The sequence below is a fragment of the Flavobacterium sp. J27 genome, from assembly GCF_004303025.1.
Lineage (GTDB): Bacteria > Bacteroidota > Bacteroidia > Flavobacteriales > Flavobacteriaceae > Flavobacterium.
In genome coordinates, this window is sequence record NZ_PJQW01000018.1 from 1 (window position 1) to 25,599 (window position 25,599).

Consider the following 25,599-nt stretch of genomic DNA (forward strand, 5'->3'; position numbering starts at 1 on the left):
AATCGAAAAACGTTTAAAAAAAGAGTTAGAACAATCACGAAAGCCTGTTTTTTATTTCAACATCAATTAAAAAACCAAAAGCAACCTCAAAAAGGTTGCTTTTTTTGTTACAATCGTTTCTTTTATAACTGTATCGTTCCTAATCTAGTCGTATCGCATCCTTACGCAAATAAAATCTTTTTACCTGTTGCAATTTTGTACTCAATCCTTTAGTATTAAATTGTTTTAATGAGTTTGTTTAGAAATTTAAAAAACGGAAACCAGTATAACGCCCTTTTACCTCAATCGGCTTGTGAAAGAGTTAATCTAGGTAAGGGCGATACTAGTTTTTCTGTCGAAATGATAGTTAAACAAGCGTTGCAACACCGTGAACAAGTAACTGAATTAGCTGAAAAACTAGTTGCAGAAACAAACGGCTCTTTAGAACAAGTTTGCAACAATATTCATTCATTTTTGTATTGGCATCTGCAATATAAAGCAGACGGAGAAGCGCAATTACTAAGAAGTCCTGCTTGTGCATGGCAACAACGTTATGTAGGCATAGATTGCAAAAGCTATTCCATTTTTGCAAGTGCTATTTTGTTGCAACTCGGTGTAAAACACTACATAAGAAGAATAAAACAACCCACACACAACCCCGAACATTATAGTCATGTTTATGTTATTGTTCCTGTTAATCAAAAAACGGGAAAGTTAGACAAAGGCTACTACACTATAGACGGCACGCTACCTTACACCATTGAACCAATTTACACATTTAAAGATGATTATTACATGGATAAATTACAACATTACGGGTTAAATGGAAGCGATATTAACCTATCAAACCTAAACTTCGATAGCATTAAAAACCTTTTTTCAACGCCTATTTCGTGTTGGAATGGCACTTCGTTTGATGGCGCAAGAGCGCAAGAAGTAGCCAATAACATTGGCAAATGGCACGAAATGTTATTAACCAATATTAACAATGCAGTTCAAAGCGGTAACTATTCTGCAATATCCGATTTAGAAAATAAATTCAAAGGAAAGTTAGAAGCTGGCTTATGCGGTTATCAAAAAAAGATAACAGAGGGTTATAACGCTTGTACAAGGGAATCAATTACTAAAATGATTGAAATTCTAAACTTCTATAAAAAAGTAGTTTGGACTGGTTATGATGCTTGGATTACAACCTATTTCGATTTTGAAATAGTAGGCGAAAAAAAATACTCAAACTGGGCAGTCGAAGACTTACCAGTCGGTATGTGGTTTGCTTATACTGGCGAACCTTGTTTTGCAAAAGTACCATTAAGAAAATTCGCCATAAAAGCAGGTGTAACAGCTATACCACAATTTGAGTTTACACCATATTTAGAAAGTGCAGTTCAAAACCCTAGTTCATTCGACCCGTTACAGTTTATACAAGGGCTGTCTACTATTTTAGTTTCATTCACAGGAAACAATAGTACAGGTACTTCAGGCAACGGGCAAGTGTATGACAACAACAACCCTAACGTTCCAGTTGAGCCAAAAACAACCAAAGCAGGTTTTAGTTTAATACCTAGTCTTTTATTGTTTTCAGGTGGAGTTTACGCGTGGTCGCAAATGAAAGATAAAGACAGTAAAGAGAAACAACCCGCTAACAGTAAAACTTCTAAAACTAAATAATTATGAATAGAGGTTTAAACGGTTGGTTCGGTAGATTTTTAAAAAGTGTCATTGTAAGAGTGGCAACGTTTGTTGATGCAACGGTTTCGACTTCGACAGGTACAATTGTAAATGCCAATTTTACAGAATTTGCAAATAGTATCGGTTCGGGTGGTTCTTCCTTTTGGAACAAAGGCGCAACCTATAATGAAACGCTAGCAAACATTGAAAACGACCCACGTGCAAATTATGAGCCTACTTATGAAGAGGAAATAATTTTAAATAAGTTTTCCGAAGAAATTACACCATTAATAACCAATCTAGCTACAATTACTGCTAGTATAATTAATACACCTTTTACAGAAGAAAAATTTACCATAGCAAATGAGTTGTTGCAACGTTTTGCGGTTATTAAAAGATACTATAGAGGTTCTGAAAAACAAGGTTTGTCTGCTGAAGCTATTAGTTTAAGAGATTTAATCATTGAAGTTTTATTACTTAAAATAGAAATTGACTTAACTAATGAAATGGCAAAAGAGCCAGCTTTAGTTTTAGCACCAGTTTCAACCACTTCAAATGCCAATGAAATAGTACAAGAATTATACCCACTTTCAAAAGTAGCCGAAACCACTTTTGGTACAAAATTTCAAATCTACAAGTGGCAAAAACTAGACTTACCACCAAACGACACAACACCAGTTGACACAACGCCAGTACAAACAATAAACACAAATACAACGGTTAAACGCTTTGGCTATGACTGGATTTTGTGGGGTGTGGGCGGTTACGGTGCTTTAAAATGGCTTTTGAGCATAATAAATAAAAATAATCAATAATCAAAAATCGAATAGTAAAATGAAATTACCAAAAATTAAATCAAGCGATGTAAGCATAGGTGTTGCACAAGTTGCAGGTGGCGCGGTTGGTTTTGTAATCCCTAACGGTTTGGCTAACACTTATGCTAAGGTAGATGACGAAACAATCATAACTGAAGAGCAAAAAAAGAAAAAAATGTTAGCCAATGGAGTGCTTTTAATAGGTGGTGTTTTAGCGTCCTTACTAATTAAAGGCGACAACATTCTTGCTGTAGGAGGAAAGTCTTTAGCTATGGGAATTGCATCAGGTGGTGCGGTTGGTTTAATCAAACCAGCGCTAGCTAAAAAAGTAGCTGAAAACACTACAGACGGAACGGCTGGTAGCCGATTTATTAAAGGCGCTTTAGGTTGCCCAGATATGAATACTAGTTTTTATAGTAAAACGTTAAACCGTCCTAGATTAAACATGGCGATAATGGAAAGCCAAACGCCAGTTTATAGCAACTCAAATAGTAAAGATGCTTTTGCGTCATTCACATTGAGTTAAAACGAAATAAAAATCATTTAAAAAAAAACGAATAGTTAAAAAATAAAAATCATTCAATCTTAAAATTATGAACAAAGATTTAACACCAAATGAAATTTTAGACATAGTAGCAAAAGTTAGAAAGGGAAAAAATAACCCAACTACTCCTGACGGATTTAAACTAAAATCAACTGTTAAATATGTAGCAGGTTTGTCCGATGCTATAGAACAAAACCAATTATTGCATCCTAAAAATGCAGAAGAAATAGGTATTACCAATATCGATAAAGCAAAGCTAAGTTATCCTTTCATTGTAACAGGTATAACAATTAAGTTTGACACGGCTACTGGTGCAGGTGTAACAGAATTGACTGCTGTTTTCGATGATAAAGCGCCAAATTACTGGGCAAATGGCGAAATTGAAATTAGCCAAGATGATGTATTGTTTGAATCTCCTGTTTCAGCAATTGCAAATTTAGGTTCTCCAACCTCTGTAAAAGATGATGTGTATACTGTGATTCCTTTTGTACTTAGAGAGGAAAAACCATTCAAAATCACACCTTCTTTAGTGGGTAATGCTGTTGTTAATCAAGTTTATAGACTTGAATTGCACGGTATTGAATTAGTGCCAGACGCTACTATTAGATAATATTAATCAATCATCAATCAACAAAAACCCAAAGCATAGGTTTTGGGTTTTTTTAAACAAAATTAAAAATGAAGTACACAGAGGAAGTTATAAATATTTCAGTTTCCACAGGAACAAATGGCGATACAGTAACCGAAACCACAACTCCTGACGGTACACAAATTGTGGGAGTAGCAATTTTTCATAGTGGTTTAACTGCTAATACAGACATTATAAATGCAATGGTTAGTGTTGATGGTGTTGATGTTTCAAAAATGCAACACATTGAAAACTACAGAAGCAGAGAAGCTGGTTACAATTCTAGTTATAAACCTTTAGTTCCTTTTCAATCAGGGAGAAAAGTAAAATTTGAAGTTCGTTCAGAAACAAATTTTACATCAGACTTTAAAGCGCAATTAATACTTATTAAAGAACCAAATAACTGTTAAAATAATCATGGCTAAGGTAAATCTACAAAGCGAAGAAATAAGAAAAATAGCAAAAAAAAACTATAAAAAAGTAACGCTAGTTGTGGTAAGTAATTTATCAGCTAACGCACTCTATTTTTTCTTTAATGGAATTAAAAGAGTTTTACCTGGTTATGATAGTGAAGCAGATTTAGGCAATATACCAACATTTGAATTTAGTTGCAACGGTCATTATTTTGATTGTGAGCTAAATTTTAATGGCTCTAATAATAATGTAACAATTGATTATGCAGAATTAATAGATCAAGAAAATAACCCATTAAATCCATGTTAAAATGAGGCAAGAATTTAACATTTTGGTTAACAAATTAAATACTGACCCGTTAACGGCAGTTTCAATATTTGACAACGATACGTTTACTCAAATATTAAAACCTACCTATGGTACTGATTTAAAACAGCAGTTTGGCAGCATTAAAGAATATTTTGAAAAGTTAAACCGTGAGGGTAAAAGAAATCTTACCGTACAGGAGTATCGAAAAAATGGTACTTCAAAGGAAAAGCAAGGAAATGCTTTTCCAGTTACTTTTTCAGAAACCCCACAAACATCACCGCAAATGCAAAATAATAACACAGTTGGTTTAAATGGAAATTTCGGTTTAGGCTTTTCAGATATTATGAATTTAAACACGAATTCGGTATTAAAGGAAAGGCTGGAAGTTGAGAATGATTTTTTAAAAAAAGAAAATAAACGTCTTGAAGAGAGTAACAAAGCATTAGAACGTAAAATTTTAGAAAACGAATTTTCAGACACTAAAGCATCAGGAAACAAAGAATTATTAAAAGAGGCAGTAAATACTTTTGGACCAGTTCTACAAATGCTAATGCAAAATAATTCCAGTTCCGCTTTAAATGCTCCTGCTAGTCAGAACTTAACCCCTGAAAAACAACAATTCATAACCTTAATTAGTAATCCTAATTTTTCAAATGAAAACGTGATTTTTTTGTATGAAGTAATTAATGCGATTAATACAAAAGAGGATTTTTACGATCAATTAGAAGCACTTTTAAAATAACACAAATTATGGCACAAAAAATAACATTAGAAATTAATAATTCAAACCCTATTGAGTTAAAAGCAAAAGAAAAATCGTTGCAACAAATTGCAACATTACCAACGGACGTAATTGTCTTTTTAGGCGAACTCGCAGGAAGTAAAAAAGCGGTTGATAAATTAATGAGCAATCAGAAACTTATAAAATCAATGTTGCTGTAGAGTGTTGTTTGAACCGTACGGCACACTTGCCGTGTCGTGCGGTTTTTTTAAAATTGGAAAAATGAGAAAAGAAAAATTAGGAAATCCAGCATTAATAGCAAGTGTCGCTAATTCAGAAGCGGGGCAAACTGCCATTAAAAACGCTTCAGAAAATCAAAAAGCAGTCGTCGAAACTGCAAAAAATGTAATTCCTTTTTTAGTAAAAACACTTGTTTTTTTGGGTATTGGATATGTGATTTATAAAAAAATATCCAACCGTTTTGAGCCATTACAAGAAAATAAGAACTATCCAGTTTCAAACATTACAGACAATCAGGCAAGTGCTAAAGCTGAAACTATTTACCAAGCTATGAAAGGTGCTGGAAATGGTTTTGAAACCGTAAAACAAGCTATTGCAGGCGTTAACTACAATGGGTTTTTTAAAATTTACAACGCTTTTGGCAATAGAGAGGGAGCAATTCCTTTTACTTCAAAAATGAACTTGATAGAATGGTTTAACGATCAATTTAATACATACGAACTCCAGCAGCTTAATTTTTTAGTACCTAACATTTTTTCAAAAACTATCTAACTATGAAGTTAACTAACCAACAAATAAAGTACGCAAAAAGAATAGGAGGTATTTCCTTAGCTGGTTTTTTACTGTACTTGTTTTTTAAACCTAAAAAACAAGATACTGGTGGTTTAGTTACCGACCCAACAAACAACAACGATACTTGGGGAAATAATAATAACACGAACACTTATTTCGACCCTCAAAAGGTAGCTGAAAACCTGTATCTCGCGATGAAAGATTTAGGTACGGACGAAGATTTAATTTTCAGTTCGTTAAAAAATGTCAATCAATCGCAATTTTCACAAGTTGTTGAAGCTTTTGGAGTCAGAAACTACAATCCTTTTTCTGGCAATACACTAAGCTTCGTGAAGCATCCTTTAAGTGTTTGGCTAAAGAGTGAATTGTCAGATAGTGAATACAATACCTTGAAATTAAAATACCCTAACTATTTATAAGTTATGTTGATACAAGGAAAAATAACAGATTTTGCAGGAGAACCTATACACATGGCAACGGTATCAATTAAAGATTCTAATCCTTTAATTGGTGTATCAACTGACTTTGACGGCAATTATGCTATTAATGCCCAGTCAGGGCAAGTTTTAGAGTTTTCTTATGTAGGAAATGTTCCTGTTCAAAGAGTTGTTAACAGCTATAACAACATCATTAATGTAACTATGGCAAACGAAATTGCGTTGCCTGAAGTTACGGTAACGGGTAAAAAACCGACGAATTATTGGACTTTGTTTTTAGAACTTTTATTAGTTGGTTTTATAATAAAATCGGTTGTTGACATCAACAAGCAAGAAAAAGAAGAAAAAAAACCAAAACCTAAAAAAATAACGATATGAAAGATATATTAATGCTAGCGTTGTGCTTAGGTACTTCTTATTTGCTAATTGGCAGAAAAGAAGAAAAATTAACTGAAACAACCACAACTGAAAACACAGAAAATTTAAATCTATCAAAATAATGGAAAAATCGTATTTAAATAATGGTACTTTGCCTCGTGGGTTGAGAAATAATAATCCAGGTAACTTGGTGCAAACTTCTATTACATGGCTTGGTAAAGTTCCGTTATCACAAAATACAGATTCTCGTTTTGAACAGTTTTATGAGTTACGTTACGGTATTCGTGCGTTAATGCGTGATATTATAAGCGATGTTAAAAAAGGAAAAACCACTGTTACAGGCTTAATAACTGAATTTGCACCTGCTTTTGAAAACAATACTACTGCTTATATTAACTCTGTTATTGCTTCTGTAGGTAGTAATATCATTGGAGAATTAACACAAGAAAAATTAATCGCTCTTTGTAAAGCTATTGTTTTGGTCGAAAACGGAGCAATAGTAAAGCAATATATCGATGATTCAGATTACCAAAAAGCTTTAGATATTTTGGGCATAACACTTAAAAAAAAAGCATAATTACGTTTACAAATGTTTCAATTATAGCTGGAATATCATTTATAATTTATAAACTTAATCAAAATGGGAATAGGATATAAAACAAATTTTGCTACAAAGAAAATCCCTAACAATGCTACTTTGCTGGCAGAAAATGAATATGATTTAGAAAACATTGTCCTAGATAAAGATTATATTTTAGCAGATCATACCATAACTGAAAACATTTCATTTGGATTTGTCATTGAAGAGGCTAGCAATGGAAAATCGGCATACATAAAGATTAAAGGCAACGGTATTCATGCAGTTGTTTTTAATGTAGTTAATGTTAATGCGTTAGTAGGTATTACTAATGGCGAAATTTTAGAAGAAAACAAATACTACGCCTTTAATTTCCTGTTCAACGGCACAAAAGTAGATGTTTTCGTAAGTCAAATTAATGAGTATTTAGTACAGCCTAATTTGCCCGCAAATGTTGTGAATTTATTCGACTTTACAAATGCAACTTCTTTAGTTTTAGAATCTTCTTCTTTAGTTACTCAAATTAATGAATTTTTTGCCAATGGCAATAATTTAAACCAAGCAACAACTACAAATAAACCGACTATTGTAGGTTCTTTTGCAGATTTTGACGGTACAAATGACGTGTTAAAATCGAATATTGATAATCTAGCTAATTTCAATTTGACTGGCACGCAATATACAATAGCGATGAAAATTCAGTTAAAAGAAATTAAAAACTGCGTTATTTTAGATTTGTCGCACACAGAGCCTAGTAATAGTTTGTCGATTCATGGATTATGGATTAAAAACAGTAAACTTGGTTTTGGCGCTTACTATCGTTCTACTACAAACATTACAAAAGAAGTGGCAACTTCTTCGCTAACATTAAATGAAGACATCATTCTCATTATGGAAAACGACAATTTAAACCTCTCTTTTTCTGTAAATGGAATTGCAGCTGCTACAACAGGTCAAAATCCGTTTTTTGGCTCAGGTACAAATCCTAATTTACAGTTAGGTTGTGGCGCACTTACTAATACGCTTTTTTCCAACTTTAAGTGTAGTAAAATAGTGCATTATGATAGATTATTGTCTGAAGCTGAAAAAACAGAACTCACGGAATTTTTAAATAATTAGAACTAAAAATGAAACTAAACTTTTTTTTAGGAAATAATCAAAATACTAAGAAAGTATTTCATTTAATCGGACAGTCTAACATGGACGGGCGAGGTATTTTGTCTGAATTGCCAGCCGAATTAATGGGTAAAATTCCGAATACAAAAGTTTTTTTTAACGGCAATTGGATTGATTTAAGCAACGGCTCTGCCAGCAATGAAAATTTAGCGGGTCCAATTTTAAAACTCGCTTACGAAATGAATCAACAATTCCCAAACGAAGTAAAATATTATGTAATTACCGCTTTAGGCGGAACGGACTTAAACAATGATTGGTCTAGTTTAGGAAGTATGCGGGTTTTAGCAAAAAACAATTACACTAATGCTGTTAAAAGCTTAGGGAAGCATACCTGTGAAGCTATCTTTTGGACGCAAGGAGAAAGCGATTGTGACAATTTAACTAAAGCTGACAATTACGAAGTTAACGAACAAAATTTAATTAATGACTTTAAAGATTATTGTAGTTGCAATTTTTTTGCAACATCAAACATACCCGAAATAGATCTTGTAAGCTATCCTTACAGGGAAACGGTTAGAAGTGCTAAAAACAATAATTTTCCAGCTTACGCTTCAAGTGTTATAGATACGAGTTTGTTTGATTTAAAAGCAGACAATTTGCATTTATCAACTGCGGGGCAAATTGCACTCGGTAACGCTTTTTTCAATTCATACATTAATACGATTTAAAATATGCTACAAATAATATTAACTATCATTTCATCTTCAGCAGTAGGTTTTATACTATCAATTGTTGCATTCAAATATGAAATAATAAAAATTAAAGCTTCTTCAAGTCAAGAAGTTTCAAAAAGTGACCAAGAAAAAATTACAACTGCTGAAAAAACAATTGACTTGGTAGATAAGCTTAGGGAAAGAATGGATAGCGAATTTGAAAGAATGACAAAACAAATTTTAACTGTGCAGGCAGAAAATAAAAGAATTTCGGATGAGAATAAAAAAATAAAAAACGAATTAAATCTTTATAAAAATCAATGCTCAAAATGTTCAAATAATAAAATAGATAAACAATGAAAAATATATTAAAGATATTAAGCTTTTTTGTTACAGTTGCGTTTTACATGTATTTTGTTTTTTTTCTTTTTATGGTACTTTCTTGTATAGTTTCTTGCAAATCGAAACAACCGGTAAAAGAAATTCATACCGTTGAAAAAACTATTGAAAAGCAAAAAGATAGTACTTCGGTTACAAAAATTTCAAACGCAATTATTGATAGTTTAAAAGTAAAGATAGCAGAAATTAAAACTGCTAAGCCTGAATGTGACAGTATTACTAATGCGAAAATTCAGGAACTTTTATCGCAAATTGAAGTTTCTAAAACTTCAGGAGATAACGAAATCGGGTTTTATTACGATCAAATAAAAAAGATGTTGGTTGCTTACGCTAAAACTGGGCAAAGCACCAACAAAGAAACGAATACAAATAACGTAACCAAGGAAACTGAAAAAGACAATTTAATTAAAGAAATCCCTGTACAGTTTACCCCTAAATGGGTCAAAATACTTGCAGGCTTAGGGGTCTTATTTATCATTTTCCTTGTGTGGCGTTTTTCAAAAATATTTAGATAATGAAAAAAAGTACCTGGTATATACTCGGTGGCTCTTTACTAATATTCTTAATTATGGGAACTCAAAAAGCTTTTGCTAAAATTGTAGATAATCAAAAATTTAGAGATTGTGACCCTCAAGGTTGTGGTTCTTTTGATGCAAATAGAGTAGGTCATAAACATCAAGGTGTTGATATAATCACTCTACCAAATCAAATAATAAAGTCACCAATTACAGGGCAAATTACAAGGTATCCTTTTCCTGACGGTTCTGATTTGACTAAAAAAGGTATAGAAATAGTAAACAATATCTATAAGGTTAAAATATTTTATGTTGAAGGAATTGTTCCAATTGGTACTAATATTGTCGCTGGTGAAAAAATTGCAATTGCTCAAAATATAATGGTTAAATACGGTGCAGGAATGACTAATCACGCCCATTTTGAAGCTTATAAAAAACAAGGTAACAACTGGGTTTTAATCGACCCGACAAATTTATTTTAAGATGAAACCTACAACAAAAAAAATATTAATTGGCGCTGGTATTGGTTTAGCAATAGTTTCTTATTTAGCTTACGAAAAGATTAATAAAATTAAAGAGATTTTTGCGCAAATCGATATTGTACCAAAAGCAGTAAGAAATCTTAATATAAGTTTTTCTTCAATTTCTTTTCTTACCGATGTATTGTTAGTTAATCGTTCAAATGAAGCGCTTTCTGTACAGGGTTATTTTGCTAATTTAAAGCGGTTAAACTTTTTTTATAGTGGTAAGTATATAGGAACTGCAAAACCTGTTGTTTCAGAAATTGAAATTCCAGCAAATAACGAGTTATTATTTAAAAACATACCTGTTGAGTTACCAGCTTCAACAATTTTAACAAACATTGTCGAACTTTCTTCTTTTGACTTTAATAAACTTGCAGTTGAAGCAGTTATTGAAGTTGCAGGAAAAGAATTTTATATAAAATAAAATGAGTAAATCTGTAAAAAAATTTAATGCCTTACATGGTGTTGTTGCAACTCGTGTACAACTTGAAAAGTTATCTGATTTAGCAATTAAAGAAGAACAAATACACATTTTTAATAAAATTCAAGATGTGTTGCTTTATAATGAGGAAGATTTTTTTGAAATCAATATCAAAGAACAAGCTTTTGAAATAGTTCCAAAATCAATGTTGAATGGATTGCATTTTGAAGAAACTGAAGAAGAATTTACAGGTTTAAATAAAGCGGTTACCCCGAGTGATATTTATCAAATGATTACAGATCGAATGCTTAAAATGATTAAAGAAGCTTCGGGTAACGGTTACAAAAAGAAATGGAGTGCAAAATCTTACGGTAAAGGCTATACTATACCTTTTAATTTTGAATCTAAGAAACGTTACAGAGGTGTAAACGTATTTTTGTTGACAAATTTCAAGCCTTTAGAAAATCCTTATTTTATGACTTTTAAGCAGATTGAAGCAAATAAAGGGAAATTGAAAAAAGGTTCTTCAGGCTATCCAGTAGTTTATTTCACTAAGCTTTACAAAATAGAAGATGCTGAAAAAAACATCGATTTTGGAACCTATAATTTTGATAAAGCAAAACAATTTGCTGATGATAATGGAATTAATTACGATTTAATTAAAGATTTGCCAATTTTAAAGTATTATAATGTTTTCAACGGTAAAGACATTGAGGGCATTGATTTTGATTTAAAAAACTTTAAAATTGGTTATATAGAAAATGAATTGCCACCAGTTGAAAAACTCACTATACCTGAAGCTATAATTGCTAACTATCCAAAAAAAGCGCCTGTTTTAAGACATGGTGGAGATAGGGCATTTTATAGACCTTTCGATGATCTTGTTCAAATGCCTTTTTTAGCTGATTTCGATACTGCACAGGATTATTATAGAACATTACTTCATGAGTATTCTCATAGCACAGGGAATGTTGAAAGGTTAAATAGAGATTTTACGGGTAGGTTTGGGAGTAAAAAATATGCTTTTGAAGAATTAGTTGCCGAATGGGGTGCTACTTTTTTAAGTGCTGAAGCTGGTATTATTTGGCATACTGATAAAAATCATGCGGAATATATTAAAAACTGGAATGGCGCTCTTACGTTTATAAAAGAAGATACAAAGTTTATAATGAAAGCTTGTACAAAAGCCCAAGAATTAACCGATTTTATTTTACAATTTGATGAAAACGGAAATCCAAAATATTTAAAAGACTTGCAAGCTATTGAACCTAAAATTGATATAATTAAGCCTAATTCTAATGGCCAAAAAAAGACCAATAAAATAACAGTAAAATCTAAAAAAAAGAATAAAACACCTTTAAAGTCAACAGTTATAGCTAGTTCTAATGGCCAAAAAATGGCCAAATTAGTAAAAGAACCAGCAGTAAAAAAAGTTAGGAAAAGAAAAGCAGCAGATAAGAGTAAACAAATAGCACTTTTTGATCCAAAAGAAAAATTGGCTGGTGTTCCGATTATTGAAGAAGCCAAAGAACCAAAAAAACCTTTAATTGTAAATCCAAATATTAAACCTATTTCTTCTACTGGTGCCACGCCAAGTGAATTTTTTACGGTTAATGGAGAGGTAGGAAAGTTTCTACAAGCTGTTGAAAGAAAACCGTTTCATAGTGTTGTTATAACTATGGACGGAATGCAAGGAGCAGGAAAAACCACAACATTATATAAGTTTATCGATGCTTTTGCAAGTGCTGGCAACGAATGTTTGTTTATAAGTGGAGAAGAGCATCCCGATAGTAGCTTAGCAATCGAGAAGCGAGATAAGTATTTGTCAAATGAAGCGTTGCAACATACCTCGATTGTTGGTTCTGTAAAAGATGTGCAACAATTATATGAATTTATTGAGCCTTTTGATATAATTTTTATTGATAGCTGGCAAAAATTACTTCGTATGGTAGGTGCTTTGCGTTTAGATGAAGATTTAAGACAAAAGTTTAATGGAAAAGTATTTGTTGTGATTTTCCAGCAAACAACAACGGGTAGAACCAAAGGCGGTGCTGAAGTTGTTTTTGACGGCGATATAATTACAAAAATGGTTAAAGAAGAACGGTTTGAAGATAACTATGCTTATTTTGATAAGAATAGATATACTAAAGTTCCAATTGAAACCATTCGATATAACATTGCAACTGGAACAACTTACAATCCCTTACAGAATGAAGACCCCGAAGATTTAGAAAATAATACTGAAGAAATACCAAATATTTTGCCAGTAGATTTTTCTTTTCAAGTGAATTAAAAAAATAATAATTAAGAAATATGGAAATAGTAGAAATTAGAGAAAAAATAACAACGTTAGAAAGTGAAGCTGCTTCTATAGTTTTAAAAATGCGAGCAATACAATTAACTGGCGGTGTAGGCGGTGTTTTTGTAGCAAAAGAAAAGAAAATACTTGGTAAAATAGGTTTTTTTCTTCTTGGCGCTGTATTGGGCGGTGTTGCTTCAACTATGGTTTACTCCAAGAGATTAACACAAATTTTAGGAGAAATTGAAAATTTAGAAGCCCAAATAGAAGTTAAATTAACTAATCCGAACACATAAATTAATCATTGTTATTGATTTAAGAAAAACCACAAAAAAGAAAGGTACAGTTTCAAAAGATTGTAGATGGTGGCTTGTGTAATTAGTTAATTCCTCACTTAGTGTGTTTACACTTGTTTATTAAAATAAGAAAAGCATCCCGAAAGACGCTTTAATTACAATTTTGAAAGCACAAGGAAGTTAAACTTCATTCACAACATACACTGTATCTTTGTTATGCTAACTTTGCAAATATAAAAAAAGTAACATTTAAAAGAGAAAAAAATGAAAACAATTATTACAAAATCATTTATTCAAGGTTTAAGTAAAGAAATTAAATATACTGGTGCTGGTACTGGGTCTGTATATTTAGAATTTAAAAATAAAAAAATTAGAATTTCAAATCACGAACCTAATGAAGCAATGAAAAGAATGAGAGGAAAATCGGATTTGGAAATATATATTACTGATTTAGTAGGTAATCCATTGAATGATAAGTTTGATATTTTAGAAATTGTTTCTAAATTTTTTAAATTAGAAATTACTGGAACTTTAAAAGCTTCACTAACCAAACACTTAAATAAAAAAGCAAAAGAACAAGAGCAAATTAATAAATACAAAAAAGATCATAAACAATTTTTGAATGATTTTCAAACAAAACAACAAGAACTACATGGATTAATAAAAAAAGTCGTTGGAAATAAAATTAATAATGTAAAAGTTATTATTAAAAATGCTGTTGACTATGGTAATTTAGGTTCAAATTCGTCAAAAAGAAATCAACGAAGAAGAAGTTTTTTTAAGCAAGAATTTAAAAAACAATTTGGTATTGAAGTTGAGTTGTCTGATGTTAAAGATGCTCTTTTACTCGATTAGTTCTTTAATTTAATTAATATTCATAAAACCGTTGCAATAGTGTAACGGTTATTTTTTTTCTAGTATTCTAATGCGTTCTTCTAAAGCTTCGATAAGCTTGTTTTTAGTTGCAATACTGTCTTTAAGAAGTGAATTAGTTTCTTCCAATTCTTTTATTTTTTCTTCGCTGGTAATATCTTCTTCTCCTAAAATCATTTTGCCCTCTCCAGTAATTAACCAATATAAATTTAAATTAGGGCAAACTGAAATTATATTTTCAATAGTTTTCGAATTTAAAGGTGTATTTGAAGCATTACCTCTAAAATTTGCAGATGTAACATTTATTTTTTCAAAAAACTCATATTTTTTAAATCCTTGATTTTCAATAAAAAACATCACTCTTTCTTTAATATTTGAAAATTTATTTCTCTTTTCTTGCATAAATGAAAATATTTTTTCACATTTGCTACATCAAAACGAATTGATTGCGAATTAAATGCGAATTTAAACCCTGTTTTAACCTCGCTAAAATACTAAAAATTACAGTATACTGTACCTTTTTAAATCTTTCATTCATTCGTTTGTAATAAGTGTTTAAAAAAAGTATTAAATTTATTGGTGTCAATTATGAGAAATTTAGGCAAAGTTACCCCAAAAGCAATTGTAAAAAATCTTATTATTACTGATGATGTTGCAACCATGCGAAAACATGTTACAGAAATGTTTATTTCGTACTTAATTCATAATGATTGTGATACTGAAGAAAAACTAAACAAAGAAAGAACCTATGCAGCACTCGATTTTGCGCTGGAAGAAATAGGAAATTTAAAAAATAATAAACAAATAGCTTAGTTATGGAAAACGAATTAAAAGTATATGTTATTCAATGGCATAATAGAAAAAATTTTGATGATAAATTTTTCGGAGAAGATTTTGAACAAGCAAAAAGAGAATTTGACGAATGTAATTCAAAAGATTCTTTTGATACAATTGTTCTTATCGAGGTAACTTATATTGGTAAAAAACCAATATTTAATAAAGATTATTTAATAGAGCATCTTAAAGGGTATTATCATTTAAGACTTAAAGAAGTTGATTTATTTAAAAAAAGCATTTCAAATAATGGATATTCTCCAAAACTCGATACAATAGATTTGGCTAATGCAATTTTTTAATATAATTTTAAAAATATTCTTACAAAAATACACTATAATACAAATTTGTATTTTTGTATTATAGTGTAAAATACAAATTGTATTTAGTTTTAACTTATTGTTATTCAGTATTTTAGGGTTCAAAAAAATACATAATACAAAAAATACAAAAAAAATACACTTTAAATCAGCCTACAGAAAAAAATATTTAAAAATCAAATTCGCTGTTCATTACATCAAGGTCAAAAGTTTTATTTCTTGCGGTGTATTTTTCAGTAATTTTTAAATCATGGTGTCTCGCTTGGTCACGCACTTTTATAGCTGGTAAACCCGCTTTTAGTAAATCGGTAATTCCTGTATCTTTTAAGCTGTAAAACTGGTAGATCATATCAATATCATTTTCCAACCGAAATTTATCCCACGTGCTAGAAATTTTTGCAGGTTTTAACCTAGTATCGCAAGCTTTAAAATTTTCTCCAAATAAATAATCTGTATTTTTAGCTTTTTCCAAATGTTTTATAAGCGTTGGTAAAAATTTTCTTGGAATGGTTACACTTTCCGTCTTCTTGTTTTTGGAAATATCGGCACGCAAAATAATTCTATTGTTTACCAGTTCAACATCAGAAACTTTTAACTTGGTTAATTCGGTTCTACGAATAAAACAATAATAAATGAGCATACATAAGGCGTAAAAATGAAAGTTTTTTGTTTCTAGTTCTTTTACTTTTTCTTTTACCTCTAGTGGCAAAACTTTTCTTTTCTTTTCACTTTCCTTTCTCTTCGGAATTTGTTTTACAAAATTCTCTTTAATCCAGCCACGATAATTGCAATAGTTTACAAATGTTGCAATAAAATCTAAATGATTGTTGTGTGTCCGTGCGCTATTATTTCTGTCATAGAGAATCCAGTCTAAATAATTTACTACAAATTCCTTATTTAAGTGCAAAGCCAGCTTTAAATCGATTTTTTTTTCTTTTGCGTACAAATCAATCATTTTTAAAAAAGATTTATACGTGCGCAAAGTATCTATTCTTTTTAAGCCTGTTTTTACATCTTTTTCGTTTTGATCTAAAAATTTCTGCTTACAGTATTCGTATGTTTTAAATTCTGCGCTCTTAACATCAGAATAGTAAGGAAGCCACCCAGTATACAATTTGTTGTTTATTTCTAGAACCATTTTTTTACCCAGTTTTTTACGCTCCTTATTGTTTTTCAAAGCAGGTACATAAACTCGAAAACGTTCCATTTTTTCTGAAAGTGGATTTTTAGCATAGTATACGACTATCCAGTCTTTACCGATGCATAATTCAGCAGGTCTGAAGCTTATAAAAGCTGTACTATTAACGTGTGAGTAATTTTTGTGAGTGTTAGGCATTTTTTTTTATGGCTCAAAAAATTAATATTTTGAACTATAAAAGGTTAATGACTGTAATTTGACGGAGTTTTTTTATAAAAAACCCAAAAACCCCTTTATTTTAAAGGGGTTTTGCGATTTGTCGTGCGGGTAAAAGGACTCGAACCTTCACACCTTGCGGCACCAGATCCTAAGTCTGGCGTGTCTACCAATTTCACCATACCCGCTAAATTGGAGTGCAAATATAAGTATTTTTAGATATAATCAAAAAACTTTTAGCTTTTTTTTGAAAGGAATTATAGTGCTTTTCTGCTAAGTCGTTGTAAAAGAAAATGCCAGCTATTTAGCTGGCATCTTTTTATCGAATTTCTTGATTTAAAATCAAATCAATATATAAATTGATTTTATTTTTTAACTCTTTTCTGTGAGAGATAAAATCTAAAAAGCCATGTTCTAGTAAGAACTCAGAAGTTTGAAATCCTTCTGGTAAATCTTTACCTGTCGTATCTTTTACTACACGCGGACCTGCAAAACCAATTAACGCACCAGGTTCTCCAATGTTGATATCTCCTAACATGGCATAAGAAGCTGTTGTTCCTCCTGTTGTAGGGTCTGTACAAAGTGATATATAAGGTACTTTTGCGTCTGCAAGTTGGGCTAATTTAGCAGAAGTTTTGGCTAATTGCATTAAGGAATAAGCGGCTTCCATCATTCGGGCACCACCCGATTTAGAAATCATTACAAAAGGAATTTTGTTTTGGATAGCATAATCAATTCCTCTAGCAATTTTTTCTCCTACAACAGCTCCCATGGAACCCCCAATAAAAGCAAAATCCATACAAGAAACTACTAAGTCTTTCCCTTTAGATTTGCCCACAGCAGTTCTTACTGCATCTTTTAATTTGGTTTTCTCCATGGCGTCTTTTAAACGATCGCCATATTTCTTTGTGTCTTCAAATTTAAGAGGGTCTTTAGAAGTCATTTTGGCATCTAATTCTTTAAATTCATTGTTGTCAAACAAGATTTCAAAGTATTCAGCACTACCTATTCGTACATGAAAATCATCTTCCGGACTTACCCATAAATTTTTTGCTAGTTCCTCAGTGTCTACAATTTTACCTGTTGGCGATTTGTACCACAAGCCTTTAGGAACGTCTTTTTTATCTTCTGTCGCTGTTTGAATTCCTTTTTCTTTTCTTTTAAACCAAGCCATAATTCTTGAAGTTAGAAGTTAGAAATTAAAATTTAGAACTAGAAAAACATAATTTCATAATTCTAAACTCTAAATTCTAAATTATTATAAAGTGTTTACGTTATTTAAATCGGCAAATGCTTGCTCTAGTCTTTTGTTAAATGTTACTTCACCTTCTCTAATCCATTTTCTTGGATCGTAGTGTTTTTTGTTAGGGCTTTCAGGTCCTTCAGGACTACCTATTTGAGTTCTTAGGTATTCGATGTTTTTAGTCATGTAATCGCGAATCCCTTCCGTGAAAGCAAATTGTAAATCAGTGTCTATATTCATTTTTATCACACCGTAAGAAATGGCTTCTCTAATTTCTTCTAGTGTAGAACCACTTCCTCCGTGGAAAACAAAATCAACTGGGTTTGCCGTTGTACTGTATTTGTTTTGAACATATTCCTGAGAGTTTTTCAGGATTTTTGGAGTTAATTTTACATTTCCAGGTTTGTACACACCGTGAACGTTTCCAAAAGCAGCTGCAATGGTAAATCTTGGGCTCACTTTCATTAATTCTTCATAAGCATAAGCTACTTCTTCTGGTTGTGTATATAATTTAGAGCTATCTACATCAGAATTGTCTACACCATCTTCTTCACCACCTGTAATACCTAATTCAATTTCTAAAGTCATGTCCATTTTACTCATGCGCTCTAGATATTTTTTAGATATTTCGATATTTTCTTCTATTGGCTCTTCTGATAAATCTATCATGTGAGAACTAAATAATGATTTCCCTTTTTCTTTATAGAATGCTTCAGATGCGTCTAATAAGCCATCAATCCAAGGAAGTAAGTTTTTTGCACAATGATCAGTATGTAAAATTACGGTCGCACCATAAGCTTCTGCTAATTCATGAATGTGTTTTGCTCCTGCAACTGCTCCTAAAATAGCCGCTTTTTGATTTTCGTTTGAAAGCCCTTTTCCAGCATTAAATTGAGCTCCACCATTTGAAAATTGAATGATTACTGGAGCGTTTAATTTGGCAGCGGTTTCTAATACACCGTTTATTGTGCTTGAACCTGTAACGTTAACAGCTGGCAATGCAAATCCTTTTTCTTTTGCATAAGCAAAAATTTCTTGTACTTGATTTCCAGTTGCTACACCAGGTTTTATTGAATGATTCATAGTTAGTTTGTTTAATATAATTTACAAAAATAATAATTTATAAAATTAGAATGGATAATTAATTCCAAAATTTAAAACTGTTCTGCTAAAGTTGATATCTCTAAACCATCTTTCACTTTCTTCTTTTGCAGGATTATAGGCTTTATAGCCAAAATCAATTCTAAAAACAAAGAAGTCAAAATCATATCGTAATCCAATACCTGTTCCTAAAGCAATGTCTTTTAAGGATTCAATTCCATTAAAAGTATAAGATTTGTCTTCCACATTATCAAAAACATTCCAAATATTTCCAGCATCGGCAAACAAGCCACCATTAATTTTTCCAACAATATTAAAACGATATTCTACACTAGCCGCTAATTTTAAATTAGCTTCATTAAAATCGTTAATTCCACCACTTCTACCAGGACCTAAGCTATATGCTTGCCAACCTCTATTATCATTTGATCCTCCAGCAAAATAGCTTCTGGAAAAAGGTATTGATTTAGCATTACCATATGGAATAGCAATACCACCAAAAGTTCTGAAAGCTAAAATGTTCTTTTTTCCTAAATCCCAGTGTTTAATAAGGTCTACTTCTCCTTTTACATATTGGGCATACTCAATCCCAAAAAGCGTTTTGTTGCCATTGTCGCTTTCTGGTTGGGGTACTTGTTTTGCAATAAGGCTAGCTAAATTTCCTGCGGTTTCAATCTTTGCTTTAATGGCATAAAACGTATTGTCTATAAAACCTTTTCTGGTATTTTTGTTATAGGTAAATGCAGATGATACAATTAGGTTGTTTTCTATTAATCGTTTTCTGCGTTCTCCAATACTTCGTATCGAATTAAAATCGGTTGACTGACTAATAGGTATTGTTCCATTAACTACAGCATCAATAAAAGATACAGCGCTGGTATAGGTTAAATTGCCTGAACCATCTAGATAGTTTCCTGAAGTATCATAAACTCTTGCTAAGTCATTTAATCGATTATAGGAAGAATTATAAACATTGAAATAATTATCAATGTTAAGATTTCTTACAAATTGGATATTGAGCATGTCAAATCGTATGGTCGTGTCATCTTTTGGTAACCAATTGTAATTAATGATACTAGTAAAATTTTCTTTATCTAATCCAATATTTTTCTGATTGGTTAAACCAAAACTCATTTGAGTTGTAGGTAACATTTCTTTTTTAATAATATTTGTGGTTTTGAATGGAAGAAATATCCTTGGAAAAGTTAATTTTACATCAGCACCATATTCAGAAAGGTTGAAAAATGTTCCGTTAGGATTAGGTAAATCTCTTGATGACCCAATATTTCCTCTAGTTGATATTTCTAAGGTTTCAGCTCTTCTAAATAGATTTCTAAATGTAACAGAAAGATTGCCGGAAACACCAAAATCCTGAATATTAGAATGATTAAAATCTATAGATGCATTTAAATTTTTCTTTTTTAATGGTATAAGATAAATATTTGCAATTAAATTATTTTCACCATTTGTAATGGTGTCTACAACATATTCAATTGTTGGGAAATTAAATACTTTAAGGTTGCTTAAAGATCGAGATGTTAACGTTTTGTCTTTGTCACTAAAATAATTGCCTTTTTCGATGAAAATTGCATCAGTTATGGCTTTGGGTTTATAATTTAATTTACCTATAGAATAAATATGATAATTGTTATAAACCACACTATCACTTATCTTATATTTGCCTCTTTTTATAATGCTGTTTGTGAAAATATTTACTTTGCTTATTTTATATATTTTAAATGGAGTTTTAACTAGGGTGTCACCTCTTTTTATTTTTCGATCTTCAATGTCATAAACGATATCTATTTTAGTGTCTTTTTCGTTAGTAATAACATCATAGCGGACATGATTTACTTGGAAATCGTATACTCCATTATTTCGGAAGTAGTTTGTTAGTCTTGAGCGTTCAGCATCAAATTTTTCATCATTAAATTGTTCTCCAGATTTGATTAAAGATCGGCGTTTTGCTTTGCTAAAAAGACTGTCTAATTCTTTGGTTTCAATTCGGGTTGAAATACTATCAATGATATAAGGCTTTCCAGTATCTACTTTGTAAGTTACTTTTCCTCTTTTTACTCCCACAGAATCTACCTCCGCATTTACTTTAGCATCAAAATAGCCTTGGTTATTATAAAAGCCTTGTAATCTGCTTTTTGTAGTTCCAATCTTAATAGAATCTATAATAACGGGTGCTTCTCCTGTTTTTTTTAAAAATCGACTTAAACCCGATACAAGAAAAGATTGACTTAATCGATCTACTTGTTTGTTGGAAATTATTTTGGCTAAATTTTCTCTACGGTTAGGTTTTCTATTCAGCCAAGCATAATATAGTGAATCGGGATTGTCTTTTGCCATATTATATAATCCTAAACGAAGTGGAAAACCTAGTAATTTTCCATTTGGTTTTTGACTTAATAAGCTTTCAACTCTTTCGTTTTTAACTACGGTATCATTAGTAATAACCGTGTTCTTAAGTAAGAGTTGTTTGTTCTCTGGTACTTTTTTTACAATTGAACAAGAGTAAAAGATAGTTCCAGTTAGAAATATAAATACTATTTTTGGAAAGATTTTTTTCAATGCGATTAATATAGTTAGTCAAAAATACAATTTTTATGGTTAGTAAAAACCAAATTAAGCTTATAACGAGTTTGCAACAAAAAAAATATCGAAAACTCCATCAATTATTTTTTGTTGAAGGTAAAAAAGTAATACAAGAGTTTCTAGATGCTAAGTATGAATTGCAAAGCCTTTTTACAACAGATGCTTCCTTTTGGTCAGTTGATTCAAACAAAATTCATGCCATTACACCAGGTGAATTAAAAAAAATTAGTGCACTAGCTACACCTAATACTTGTTTGGGTTTGTTTGCCATACCAGCAGATAAAAGAGCGAATATGTCGGGTCTTATTTTGGCTTTAGATGATGTAAGAGATCCTGGGAATTTAGGAACAATCATTCGTTTGTGTGATTGGTTTGGTGTTGAAACTATTTTATGCTCCGAAGCTACTGTTGATATTTATAATCCTAAAGTGGTGCAAGCGACCATGGGGTCGCTCAGTAGGGTAAATGTAGTATATACAAACCTTGAGAAAAAGCTAATTGGGAATAAATTACCTGTTTATGGAACGTTTATGGATGGTCAAAATGTTTATAATGAATCGCTTCCAAAAGAAGGGATTATTATAATGGGTAATGAAGCCAATGGTATTTCTGCCAACATTGAAAAATTGGTAAACAAGAGAATAGCAATTCCAAGGTTTGGTAATTTACAACTAACTGAAAGTTTAAATGTAGCTACAGCTACAGCAATTATTTTAAGTGAGTTTAAGCGATCTGTTAATGAAATGTAAAGTTTACAAAGACGCCTCTTGTTTTCATAGACTGAACATTTCCTGTCCAAGGACTGTTTGGGTCGTTGTCTCTTATTAATTCATCGTTTAGGCTAAAAACACCTCTAATAGACGGCGAAAACTTGAAATACTCTAGATATAAATCGATGCCAAACCCTACTTCGTAAAAATTTGTCCATTTTTTCATTCTAAAGCGATCATTGTAATTGTCATCTGGTGCTTGTGAGTTGCTGCCTAAGTTTAAAGCTGTAGATAATCCTCCTACTACATACGGTCTTATGTTTCCTGCTCGTTTAGCGGAAAACTTTAACAATAAAGGAAAGAATATATAAGTTGATTTTACTTCTCGCAAAGCATCAACAGGGTCTTCAAAGCCTGGGAATGTTAAATTTCTTTGAGTGATATATAAACCTGGTTCGAATCGTAAATCAACGTGATCTATGATTCTAAGGTTTCCAACTAATCCTACGTTAAAACCAACTGTTGTTTCAGAAACAACATCTTTTGTTGGTTGTAAATAATCAAATTTAAAGTCCAAGCTATTAAATCCTAAAAAATAACCCCAATGCACTTTTTGCTTGTCGAAATTTTCAAGATTAATAATTGGGTCTTTTCCAAACAAACCGCCTTGGGCAAAGCCGATTGTTGAGGTTAGTAACAATAAAATAAACTTTCTTTTCATACTATTTCTTGGATGCATGATAAATTGTAGCAACACCAAATGTTTGAGGTAGATGCTTTACATCTATAAACCCAATTTTTCTTAAAATATTGTTCAAAGCTTCTCCAAAAGGGAAAATATTAGCAGAATCTGATAAATATTTGTATGCTACCTTGTCTTTAGAGAATAATTTTCCAATAATTGGTAAAATAAATCGAGTGTGAAAAGCATAACCTTGTTTAAAAGGAAATTTAGTAGGTACGGAAGTCTCAAGGATAACAAAAATACCATTAGGTTTTAAAACACGAAGAATTTCGGCTAATCCTTTTTCTAGATTTTCAAAATTTCTAACTCCAAAGGCAACAGTGATAGCATCAAAGTAATTGTCAGGGTAAGGAATGTTTTCACTATCTCCTAGTACCATTTCGATTTTAGAATCTAATTGCTTTTCTTTGATTTTTTCTTTACCTACTTCAAGCATTCCAGCAGAAATATCTAAACCAATAATTTCTGTAGCAGTTGTTTTGGTCATCAAAATAGCTAAATCTCCTGTTCCTGTTGCTATATCTAAAATTGTATTTGGGGTTTTATTAGCAACAAGTTGTAATACTTTTTTTCGCCATGATACGTCAATTCCAAAAGAAATAACACGGTTTAACCCGTCATAATTGCCAGCAATTGTGTCAAACATTTGTGCAACTTGTTCTTTTTTACCTAATTCAGAATTTTTGTATGGAGTTATATTTTTTGACATGGTCTTTATTATATGGATGGCAAAAATACAAATTTAATTTTCATTTCTAATGTATGTAAGATAGGTAAAATCATAAATATGTTTTTCATCTTTAGGATGGTATTCTTCTTTTATTAATTTCCAGTCTTGCAATTCTAATTCGGGGAAAAAGGTGTCTGCTTCAATTGAAGTATGTACTCTGGTTAATTCAATTTTATCGGCTATTGCTATTGATTGTTTGTATATCTCGCCGCCACCAATAATAAAGTTTTCTTCTTCCTGTGAGCAGATTTCAATTGCTTTATTTAGATTGTCTATAACAATGCAATTTTCTGGAGCTTTATATTCTTTTTGTCTTGTAATTATGATGTGTTTTCTATTTGGTAATGGTTTTGGAAAGCTTTCAAAGGTTTTTCTTCCCATAATGATAGTGTGACCAGTGGTTAATAATTTAAATCTTTTAAAATCATCTGGTAAATGCCAAACTAAATCATTGTCTTTACCAAGAGCATTGTTTTCTGATGCAGCAGCAATTATTGTAAGCATTGTATTGTTTTTTGAAATTAAAATCGAAAATGCCTGTTTGAATTTCAAACAGGCATCGAGGATTATTTTTTTTATAAATTATTTATATAAATTCCAATCGTATTCTTTAAAAACTAATTTAGTATTGTCATTAATTTTTACAGCAGAATATTTATTGATGAAACCTACCATATTCATTGGGCCTATAAAATCAGTGAAATACCATTCGAAAATTTTTGATAGCTCACAGGTTGCTGTTCCAATTGTGTTTTGCGAGGCATCATTAATATAATTACTTGTGGCAACATCTAAATCATAATCGATGCTGTTTGAAGAATAAGCAGTATTTCTTAAATGAGGTGATGAAATTGCAGTAGAATATAATGCAAAATGAATTCTTGGGTCGTTCATTGGCCTTAAAATTTCATGTTCAATATGATCTAGTGAAATTTTTTCTCCATCAAAATCGATGAATTGCATTTTGAATGGATCTCTAATATAATTGATGCTTTTTATCGGATAATTTTCTACTAATAATTTGATAATGTTTGCGTTGTAAACATTAATCCAATACGTTTTTACTTCTGCTTCTGACCAACTTTTATTAGGTGAAATTTTTGAAAAATTTTGAGCAATATTGTTTATCTCTCTTATGTTTTTTAAAACTTTGTCATAATCAACAACCCCTTTACTCGATACATGTTTTTTTAAGAAATCATCATATTCTGAAAAATCAATAACCTGACAATAACCATTCAAACTCACAACTAATAATAATAGTAAAATTTTCTTCATAAGATTTTTTAATAATTTTTTAATAATTTAAAAAAAAACGATTGCAAAAATAATAAATCTATTTTAGAATTGCAGTAAAAATAAGTTAAATTTAATAATTTGTTAAAATTAAATTACTGTAAATCATTATAATAACTTTTACAAACCGCTTTATATTTAGTTATGCAAAAAGTGAGCCAAAAAATAATATTGTTTTGGATTTTTATTTGAATAAAAAGTTATAATTTTTGTTAAAATGTTGATA

Annotated in this window: 34 protein-coding genes and 1 tRNA gene; 25 read left to right on the top strand and 10 right to left on the bottom strand. The window is 31.0% G+C overall.

Annotation, left to right across the window (positions count from 1 at the left end):
- Window positions 1–228: 228 nt before the first annotated feature.
- The 22 genes from CX675_RS18420 (at window position 229) to CX675_RS18520 (ending at window position 14,421) form a co-directional block, all read left to right on the top strand.
- The gene (locus CX675_RS18420; protein WP_130736727.1) at window positions 229–1,647 is read left to right on the top strand and encodes a hypothetical protein; all 1,419 of its coding nucleotides are present in this window, start codon (window positions 229–231) and stop codon (window positions 1,645–1,647) included.
- A gap of 2 nt (window positions 1,648–1,649) precedes the next feature.
- Window positions 1,650–2,462 (top strand): hypothetical protein, encoded by an 813-nt coding sequence (locus tag CX675_RS18425; protein ID WP_130736728.1) that lies wholly within the window; start codon window positions 1,650–1,652, stop codon window positions 2,460–2,462.
- 19 nt (window positions 2,463–2,481) lie between these two features.
- The gene (locus CX675_RS18430) at window positions 2,482–2,988 is read left to right on the top strand and encodes a hypothetical protein (RefSeq protein WP_130736729.1); all 507 of its coding nucleotides are present in this window, start codon (window positions 2,482–2,484) and stop codon (window positions 2,986–2,988) included.
- 67 nt (window positions 2,989–3,055) lie between these two features.
- The gene (locus CX675_RS18435; RefSeq protein ID WP_130736730.1) at window positions 3,056–3,616 is read left to right on the top strand and encodes a hypothetical protein; all 561 of its coding nucleotides are present in this window, start codon (window positions 3,056–3,058) and stop codon (window positions 3,614–3,616) included.
- Between the two features lie 68 nt (window positions 3,617–3,684).
- Window positions 3,685–4,044: a hypothetical protein gene (locus CX675_RS18440; protein WP_130736731.1), complete on the top strand. Its 360-nt coding sequence runs from the start codon at window positions 3,685–3,687 to the stop codon at window positions 4,042–4,044.
- A 7-nt stretch (window positions 4,045–4,051) separates the two neighbouring features.
- Window positions 4,052–4,357, top strand: coding sequence for a hypothetical protein (locus CX675_RS18445; RefSeq protein WP_130736732.1), 306 nt, complete (start codon window positions 4,052–4,054; stop codon window positions 4,355–4,357).
- A 1-nt stretch (window position 4,358) separates the two neighbouring features.
- A complete protein-coding gene (locus tag CX675_RS18450; protein ID WP_130736733.1) occupies window positions 4,359–5,099 on the top strand; it encodes a hypothetical protein in 741 nt (246 codons plus the stop codon).
- A gap of 8 nt (window positions 5,100–5,107) precedes the next feature.
- On the top strand, window positions 5,108–5,299 hold the full coding sequence (locus CX675_RS18455; protein ID WP_130736734.1) for a hypothetical protein: 192 nt from the start codon (window positions 5,108–5,110) through the stop codon (window positions 5,297–5,299).
- A 61-nt stretch (window positions 5,300–5,360) separates the two neighbouring features.
- On the top strand, window positions 5,361–5,870 hold the full coding sequence (locus tag CX675_RS18460) for a hypothetical protein (RefSeq protein ID WP_130736735.1): 510 nt from the start codon (window positions 5,361–5,363) through the stop codon (window positions 5,868–5,870).
- Between the two features lie 2 nt (window positions 5,871–5,872).
- A complete protein-coding gene (locus tag CX675_RS18465) occupies window positions 5,873–6,310 on the top strand; it encodes a hypothetical protein (protein WP_130736736.1) in 438 nt (145 codons plus the stop codon).
- Between the two features lie 3 nt (window positions 6,311–6,313).
- A complete protein-coding gene (locus CX675_RS18470) occupies window positions 6,314–6,706 on the top strand; it encodes a carboxypeptidase-like regulatory domain-containing protein (protein ID WP_130736737.1) in 393 nt (130 codons plus the stop codon).
- Window positions 6,703–6,828 (top strand): hypothetical protein, encoded by a 126-nt coding sequence (locus tag CX675_RS20290; protein ID WP_255509234.1) that lies wholly within the window; start codon window positions 6,703–6,705, stop codon window positions 6,826–6,828. Before CX675_RS18470 ends, CX675_RS20290 begins: the two co-directional genes overlap by 4 nt.
- Window positions 6,828–7,283 (top strand): structural protein, encoded by a 456-nt coding sequence (locus tag CX675_RS18475; protein ID WP_130736738.1) that lies wholly within the window; start codon window positions 6,828–6,830, stop codon window positions 7,281–7,283. The genes CX675_RS20290 and CX675_RS18475 overlap by 1 nt, the downstream gene beginning before the upstream one ends.
- Window positions 7,284–7,346: 63 nt before the next feature.
- A complete protein-coding gene (locus tag CX675_RS18480) occupies window positions 7,347–8,402 on the top strand; it encodes a hypothetical protein (RefSeq protein ID WP_130736739.1) in 1,056 nt (351 codons plus the stop codon).
- 8 nt (window positions 8,403–8,410) lie between these two features.
- Complete coding sequence (locus CX675_RS18485) at window positions 8,411–9,127, top strand: sialate O-acetylesterase (RefSeq protein ID WP_130736740.1); 717 nt, start codon at window positions 8,411–8,413, stop codon at window positions 9,125–9,127.
- A gap of 3 nt (window positions 9,128–9,130) precedes the next feature.
- Entirely contained in the window at window positions 9,131–9,472 is a 342-nt protein-coding gene (locus CX675_RS18490) for a hypothetical protein (protein ID WP_130736741.1), read from the top strand.
- Window positions 9,469–10,026 carry a hypothetical protein gene (locus tag CX675_RS18495; protein WP_130736742.1) on the top strand — a complete coding sequence of 186 codons (558 nt, stop codon included), beginning with the start codon at window positions 9,469–9,471 and terminating at the stop codon, window positions 10,024–10,026. The genes CX675_RS18490 and CX675_RS18495 overlap by 4 nt, the downstream gene beginning before the upstream one ends.
- On the top strand, window positions 10,026–10,508 hold the full coding sequence (locus CX675_RS18500) for a hypothetical protein (RefSeq protein WP_130736743.1): 483 nt from the start codon (window positions 10,026–10,028) through the stop codon (window positions 10,506–10,508). The genes CX675_RS18495 and CX675_RS18500 overlap by 1 nt, the downstream gene beginning before the upstream one ends.
- Window position 10,509: 1 nt before the next feature.
- Window positions 10,510–10,974, top strand: coding sequence for a hypothetical protein (locus CX675_RS18505; RefSeq protein WP_130736744.1), 465 nt, complete (start codon window positions 10,510–10,512; stop codon window positions 10,972–10,974).
- 1 nt (window position 10,975) lies between these two features.
- Window positions 10,976–13,264, top strand: a complete 2,289-nt coding sequence (locus tag CX675_RS18510; protein ID WP_130736745.1) for a zincin-like metallopeptidase domain-containing protein — start codon at window positions 10,976–10,978, stop codon at window positions 13,262–13,264.
- Between the two features lie 20 nt (window positions 13,265–13,284).
- Window positions 13,285–13,566, top strand: coding sequence for a hypothetical protein (locus tag CX675_RS18515; RefSeq protein WP_130736746.1), 282 nt, complete (start codon window positions 13,285–13,287; stop codon window positions 13,564–13,566).
- A 264-nt stretch (window positions 13,567–13,830) separates the two neighbouring features.
- A complete protein-coding gene (locus tag CX675_RS18520) occupies window positions 13,831–14,421 on the top strand; it encodes a hypothetical protein (protein ID WP_130736747.1) in 591 nt (196 codons plus the stop codon).
- Between the two features lie 48 nt (window positions 14,422–14,469).
- Here the strand turns inward: CX675_RS18520 and CX675_RS18525 are convergent, their stop codons facing one another.
- Window positions 14,470–14,841, bottom strand: coding sequence for a hypothetical protein (locus CX675_RS18525; protein ID WP_130736748.1), 372 nt, complete (start codon window positions 14,839–14,841; stop codon window positions 14,470–14,472).
- Between the two features lie 186 nt (window positions 14,842–15,027).
- Between CX675_RS18525 and CX675_RS18530 the strand changes: the two genes are divergently transcribed.
- Both CX675_RS18530 and CX675_RS18535 read left to right on the top strand, forming a co-directional pair.
- Complete coding sequence (locus CX675_RS18530; protein ID WP_130736749.1) at window positions 15,028–15,252, top strand: hypothetical protein; 225 nt, start codon at window positions 15,028–15,030, stop codon at window positions 15,250–15,252.
- 2 nt (window positions 15,253–15,254) lie between these two features.
- Entirely contained in the window at window positions 15,255–15,575 is a 321-nt protein-coding gene (locus CX675_RS18535; protein ID WP_130736750.1) for a hypothetical protein, read from the top strand.
- 187 nt (window positions 15,576–15,762) lie between these two features.
- On the opposite strand, the gene CX675_RS18540 is transcribed toward CX675_RS18535, so the two are convergent.
- The 5 genes from CX675_RS18540 to CX675_RS18560 form a co-directional block, all read right to left on the bottom strand.
- Window positions 15,763–16,929, bottom strand: a complete 1,167-nt coding sequence (locus CX675_RS18540; protein ID WP_130736751.1) for a site-specific integrase — start codon at window positions 16,927–16,929, stop codon at window positions 15,763–15,765.
- Window positions 16,930–17,053: 124 nt separating this feature from the next.
- Window positions 17,054–17,135 (bottom strand) — tRNA-Leu (locus CX675_RS18545).
- Between the two features lie 131 nt (window positions 17,136–17,266).
- Window positions 17,267–18,121, bottom strand: coding sequence for an acetyl-CoA carboxylase, carboxyltransferase subunit beta (gene accD / locus CX675_RS18550; protein WP_130736752.1), 855 nt, complete (start codon window positions 18,119–18,121; stop codon window positions 17,267–17,269).
- 84 nt (window positions 18,122–18,205) lie between these two features.
- Window positions 18,206–19,273 carry a class II fructose-bisphosphate aldolase gene (gene fbaA / locus CX675_RS18555; RefSeq protein ID WP_130736753.1) on the bottom strand — a complete coding sequence of 356 codons (1,068 nt, stop codon included), beginning with the start codon at window positions 19,271–19,273 and terminating at the stop codon, window positions 18,206–18,208.
- 45 nt (window positions 19,274–19,318) lie between these two features.
- The gene (locus CX675_RS18560; RefSeq protein WP_205728649.1) at window positions 19,319–21,868 is read right to left on the bottom strand and encodes a BamA/TamA family outer membrane protein; all 2,550 of its coding nucleotides are present in this window, start codon (window positions 21,866–21,868) and stop codon (window positions 19,319–19,321) included.
- Between the two features lie 35 nt (window positions 21,869–21,903).
- On the opposite strand from CX675_RS18560, the gene CX675_RS18565 reads away from it, so the two are divergent.
- Window positions 21,904–22,641, top strand: a complete 738-nt coding sequence (locus CX675_RS18565) for an RNA methyltransferase (RefSeq protein ID WP_130736754.1) — start codon at window positions 21,904–21,906, stop codon at window positions 22,639–22,641.
- Here CX675_RS18565 and CX675_RS18570 read toward each other — a convergent pair.
- The 4 genes from CX675_RS18570 to CX675_RS18585 all read right to left on the bottom strand — a co-directional run bounded on the left by CX675_RS18570 (window position 22,628) and on the right by CX675_RS18585 (window position 25,355).
- Window positions 22,628–23,323 (bottom strand): porin family protein, encoded by a 696-nt coding sequence (locus CX675_RS18570; protein WP_130736755.1) that lies wholly within the window; start codon window positions 23,321–23,323, stop codon window positions 22,628–22,630. The genes CX675_RS18565 and CX675_RS18570 overlap by 14 nt on opposite strands.
- Window position 23,324: 1 nt before the next feature.
- Complete coding sequence (ubiE, locus tag CX675_RS18575) at window positions 23,325–24,056, bottom strand: bifunctional demethylmenaquinone methyltransferase/2-methoxy-6-polyprenyl-1,4-benzoquinol methylase UbiE (RefSeq protein ID WP_130736756.1); 732 nt, start codon at window positions 24,054–24,056, stop codon at window positions 23,325–23,327.
- A 33-nt stretch (window positions 24,057–24,089) separates the two neighbouring features.
- Window positions 24,090–24,581 (bottom strand): dihydrofolate reductase, encoded by a 492-nt coding sequence (locus tag CX675_RS18580; protein ID WP_130736757.1) that lies wholly within the window; start codon window positions 24,579–24,581, stop codon window positions 24,090–24,092.
- A gap of 78 nt (window positions 24,582–24,659) precedes the next feature.
- The gene (locus tag CX675_RS18585) at window positions 24,660–25,355 is read right to left on the bottom strand and encodes a DUF547 domain-containing protein (RefSeq protein WP_130736758.1); all 696 of its coding nucleotides are present in this window, start codon (window positions 25,353–25,355) and stop codon (window positions 24,660–24,662) included.
- Between the last annotated feature and the right edge of the window lie 244 nt (window positions 25,356–25,599).

Coding starts and splice junctions, on each gene's coding strand:
- CX675_RS18535 (WP_130736750.1), top strand. CDS start 15,255: ATGGAAAACGAATTAAAAGTATATGTTATTCAATGGCATAATAGAAAA.
- CX675_RS18450 (WP_130736733.1), top strand. CDS start 4,359: ATGAGGCAAGAATTTAACATTTTGGTTAACAAATTAAATACTGACCCG.
- CX675_RS18420 (WP_130736727.1), top strand. CDS start 229: ATGAGTTTGTTTAGAAATTTAAAAAACGGAAACCAGTATAACGCCCTT.
- CX675_RS18475 (WP_130736738.1), top strand. CDS start 6,828: ATGGAAAAATCGTATTTAAATAATGGTACTTTGCCTCGTGGGTTGAGA.
- CX675_RS18510 (WP_130736745.1), top strand. CDS start 10,976: ATGAGTAAATCTGTAAAAAAATTTAATGCCTTACATGGTGTTGTTGCA.
- CX675_RS18530 (WP_130736749.1), top strand. CDS start 15,028: ATGAGAAATTTAGGCAAAGTTACCCCAAAAGCAATTGTAAAAAATCTT.
- CX675_RS18470 (WP_130736737.1), top strand. CDS start 6,314: ATGTTGATACAAGGAAAAATAACAGATTTTGCAGGAGAACCTATACAC.
- CX675_RS18465 (WP_130736736.1), top strand. CDS start 5,873: ATGAAGTTAACTAACCAACAAATAAAGTACGCAAAAAGAATAGGAGGT.
- CX675_RS20290 (WP_255509234.1), top strand. CDS start 6,703: ATGAAAGATATATTAATGCTAGCGTTGTGCTTAGGTACTTCTTATTTG.
- CX675_RS18580 (WP_130736757.1), bottom strand. CDS start 24,581: ATGCTTACAATAATTGCTGCTGCATCAGAAAACAATGCTCTTGGTAAA.
- CX675_RS18515 (WP_130736746.1), top strand. CDS start 13,285: ATGGAAATAGTAGAAATTAGAGAAAAAATAACAACGTTAGAAAGTGAA.
- CX675_RS18490 (WP_130736741.1), top strand. CDS start 9,131: ATGCTACAAATAATATTAACTATCATTTCATCTTCAGCAGTAGGTTTT.
- fbaA (WP_130736753.1), bottom strand. CDS start 19,273: ATGAATCATTCAATAAAACCTGGTGTAGCAACTGGAAATCAAGTACAA.
- CX675_RS18585 (WP_130736758.1), bottom strand. CDS start 25,355: ATGAAGAAAATTTTACTATTATTATTAGTTGTGAGTTTGAATGGTTAT.
- CX675_RS18445 (WP_130736732.1), top strand. CDS start 4,052: ATGGCTAAGGTAAATCTACAAAGCGAAGAAATAAGAAAAATAGCAAAA.
- CX675_RS18570 (WP_130736755.1), bottom strand. CDS start 23,323: ATGAAAAGAAAGTTTATTTTATTGTTACTAACCTCAACAATCGGCTTT.
- CX675_RS18525 (WP_130736748.1), bottom strand. CDS start 14,841: ATGCAAGAAAAGAGAAATAAATTTTCAAATATTAAAGAAAGAGTGATG.
- CX675_RS18430 (WP_130736729.1), top strand. CDS start 2,482: ATGAAATTACCAAAAATTAAATCAAGCGATGTAAGCATAGGTGTTGCA.
- CX675_RS18495 (WP_130736742.1), top strand. CDS start 9,469: ATGAAAAATATATTAAAGATATTAAGCTTTTTTGTTACAGTTGCGTTT.
- CX675_RS18440 (WP_130736731.1), top strand. CDS start 3,685: ATGAAGTACACAGAGGAAGTTATAAATATTTCAGTTTCCACAGGAACA.
- CX675_RS18480 (WP_130736739.1), top strand. CDS start 7,347: ATGGGAATAGGATATAAAACAAATTTTGCTACAAAGAAAATCCCTAAC.
- ubiE (WP_130736756.1), bottom strand. CDS start 24,056: ATGTCAAAAAATATAACTCCATACAAAAATTCTGAATTAGGTAAAAAA.
- CX675_RS18460 (WP_130736735.1), top strand. CDS start 5,361: ATGAGAAAAGAAAAATTAGGAAATCCAGCATTAATAGCAAGTGTCGCT.
- CX675_RS18485 (WP_130736740.1), top strand. CDS start 8,411: ATGAAACTAAACTTTTTTTTAGGAAATAATCAAAATACTAAGAAAGTA.
- CX675_RS18500 (WP_130736743.1), top strand. CDS start 10,026: ATGAAAAAAAGTACCTGGTATATACTCGGTGGCTCTTTACTAATATTC.
- CX675_RS18425 (WP_130736728.1), top strand. CDS start 1,650: ATGAATAGAGGTTTAAACGGTTGGTTCGGTAGATTTTTAAAAAGTGTC.
- CX675_RS18455 (WP_130736734.1), top strand. CDS start 5,108: ATGGCACAAAAAATAACATTAGAAATTAATAATTCAAACCCTATTGAG.
- CX675_RS18540 (WP_130736751.1), bottom strand. CDS start 16,929: ATGCCTAACACTCACAAAAATTACTCACACGTTAATAGTACAGCTTTT.
- CX675_RS18435 (WP_130736730.1), top strand. CDS start 3,056: ATGAACAAAGATTTAACACCAAATGAAATTTTAGACATAGTAGCAAAA.
- CX675_RS18505 (WP_130736744.1), top strand. CDS start 10,510: ATGAAACCTACAACAAAAAAAATATTAATTGGCGCTGGTATTGGTTTA.
- CX675_RS18565 (WP_130736754.1), top strand. CDS start 21,904: ATGGTTAGTAAAAACCAAATTAAGCTTATAACGAGTTTGCAACAAAAA.
- CX675_RS18520 (WP_130736747.1), top strand. CDS start 13,831: ATGAAAACAATTATTACAAAATCATTTATTCAAGGTTTAAGTAAAGAA.
- accD (WP_130736752.1), bottom strand. CDS start 18,121: ATGGCTTGGTTTAAAAGAAAAGAAAAAGGAATTCAAACAGCGACAGAA.